Origin of the sequence: Silvimonas sp. (assembly GCF_031291215.1) — a bacterium.
Lineage (GTDB): Bacteria > Pseudomonadota > Gammaproteobacteria > Burkholderiales > Chitinibacteraceae > Silvimonas > Silvimonas soli.
Genome location: NZ_JARLJK010000056.1, coordinates 1 through 2,822, shown reverse-complemented (window position 1 = coordinate 2,822; position 2,822 = coordinate 1). Strand labels below are relative to the sequence as shown.

The following is a 2,822-nucleotide window of genomic DNA, read 5'->3' as shown; positions in this document are numbered from 1 at the left end:
TCCTCCTGGTGGTTGTGGAGCACGGATGCAAAGTGACCTCCTAAGGATTTTTCTTAGGCAGTGACTTTCGTCTCACGGCAGGGATAAACCAGGCCGACTCAGCCACCCAGCTTTGGCATGCAGACAGCGCCGGTGCAGAGTGCCGCGAACCACTGGTCGTTGGGTCAAAGCAATTGCACAGCCAGAAGCAGCGCGGCGAGAGAATGTCTTAGGCGATTTTGAGTGTCGAACACTGACGTGGCCCCACGACAGCTTGCGACATCCTCGTACCCCGCATGCAAGAGCGTGCTGGCCCCTCACCCCAGACATGTCATGGCTGAGACCAGGCAGATGCGAATGAGCGAGCAAGAGCTTGCGAAAAAAGCTTAGGCGTGTCCGGGTTTGCGGAGCACGTCAGTATATGCACAATATAGTTTGTTTGATGCAGATAGTGTGGTCCCAGTTGTTTGTGCAGTCGGTTTTGTCCATTGAAAAACGGCAAAGTCCCTATCGTCCAGGTTCGTGCTTATGAACAACGCAGACCATGCCATGTCAGTAGCAATAGTGATCATCAATATGTATTGATGTATAAGTACTGCATATGTTCTTTGTTGCTGGCGTAAAACGATCTCAAACGACGCGCAGTCTCCGTTTGATCTCGCGTTTGAAACGGTTTTGCACAGTCAGCAAAAGTCAAGCGTGAGTATAAACGATGTGTACATGTTTGTAATAATATAGTTGATCATGTCGGATGGATAGACGACGTCCCAGCGTTTTATTTCAAGTCCACCGCAGCGTTTTTCGTTTTGTTAGGCGCTCCTTTTTCGCGCTCTTTTCGCCGCCTTCGTATTCACGCACTCTCACACTAATGTTGTCGGATTAGTCCGGAAACCTTCACACAGACATAAAATTACATTCGAATGATACTTATCGATACTGTTTTGTCACAAGCATCATAGTCCTTGCGTTTGAGATGGTCGGCATCGTTTTACCGACCAAGCAAAAAAATCTCGTCCGATCGCCTTCAAACTCACGTTATAAGTAAACAACATAATTACGAGCATACTAATGTTATTCCCTGCATTCTATAGCATATACTGACTGTGTAATCGTCGTTTGAACGTGACTGTTCGTGGCCTTTGGTTGAATTTGTTTTGGCCATGGATTGAGCTCACGCCACGACTAACTATTCAAACATGTTACGAGTATCATATAAAATAGATTAGTCGTATTTAGTAGTCTGCCATGCTTATCCTAACGCGATAGCGACAGTCAGAAAACAGGCTGAACTCTCGCGACGAAACCGCGAAAGCGAGCGCCAGCGAGCTTGAGCGGTGGTCGTCGCGCCTCACAGCTAAGGCCGTTAGTCTCAATAGTCACAAACCTAAGGGTTCCCCCCTTCATCCTGGAGTTGCACGACTCCACCCTAATTCAACTCTCAGTAGCCCTCCTTCCGCGATGTTCAGTCTGGAGGGTCTAGATCATCGATAATATACTTTGAAATGTATATTGAAACATTTCTGAGTACTTTGTTTTTACGGGACGACAGGAAATGGACTATTGACTCACTGTTTTGCGCAAAATTAACGTTAATAAAAAACGTTGCCTCAAGCTGAGTAAAAGGTAAAATCACGTGAAAGTTCACTGACGTGTGAAGATCAAGAACTAAGGTAAGAGTGTACCACAGGATGTGACAGCTGGCGAGCGGGCACAACGCGGCGATGCACGTCCACGATCTAAGCTGACGTCGCTCTGCTCTGTCGCTCTCTGTCTTAGTTCCCTAAGCCACGCGATGTGATGCAAGCGCGCACGACTCCGACCAGACAGCCGACCAGGACGGAGAGACGAATCCTTCACACACCGCAGACGAACCACACTCGGCACACACTCCCAGAGAGTTTCAGCCCGATCCGTGCACGCCTTGGTGCATCGCCACTCGAATGGGGACGAACTGGGACAAGCCGTGACTGCGCCGTCAAACACCGTGAGCTGCCGTCAGGACATCGAGGGTGGAAGAGCTACAACTCTTGTCAGTAAAACTAGATACTTTTACACACAGACTGATGCAAAAATTACGGCCTTATCATGCGTATTCAACAGGTTATTCGAGTTTTGGCTTTGACAGCGATTCCGAGCTGACTAGGAACTTTTGGACACACCTGTACACTCTTTACCTTAGTTCTTGATCTTCACAATTGAAGCTGTTGGCAAGTGTATGCGAATTTTGCTACGGACAGCCTGCTAGCGGGGTGTGCGTGTGGGTCGCACGTGCGCGTGTGTGTCGCGTGTCCATACCCGCTCGTTCCCAATCAGCAGGAGACTGTGCAGGAGGCAAGTCGGTGGAGAGGTAAATGGAGCAAGTTGGAGTAGGAGCGAGCACACGAAGGAGAGGGCGAGCGGGTGGCAGCGGCGGTGTGCGAGTCTGCAGCGCAGCAGCGGTAAGCGATCGCGACGAGCGAGGGCGAATGACTTCCTCCTTCGACTGTTAGTGTCCAGCCGGCGGCGCGCCCGGCGTGGCCGGCCCATGTCGTCGGTTGAGCTTCATGTGCGACGAGATCAAGTGGCCCGACGAGAGCGCCGCCATGAGCGACAGCTCGCCGGCCATGACCGCGGCGCCGATGACGCGAGCGAGCTGACGCGCGTTGTCGCCCGAAGTCTCCGCCGATCCCTTCACGCCGAGGAGCGTCAGCATCGAGCCCTGCGGCGAGAGCTGGGTGCCGCCGCCGACCGTGCCGACTGGGAAGACGGAGAGGGAGACACGAGAGAGCGCACAAGACGCGAGTCAGCAGGAGGCCACCCCCCAACACGCGTGCCTCGCTCAGCTGTCGCGTGTGGGACCCACC

The 2,822-nt window shown here is 52.2% G+C and carries 1 pseudogene; it reads right to left on the bottom strand.

Going from position 1 to position 2,822, the window contains the following annotated elements:
• Nucleotides 1-2,464: 2,464 nt before the first annotated feature.
• Nucleotides 2,465-2,728 (bottom strand): annotated as a pseudogene (locus tag P4L78_RS04515) (hypothetical protein); the annotation flags it as partial.
• Nucleotides 2,729-2,822 lie beyond the last annotated feature (94 nt).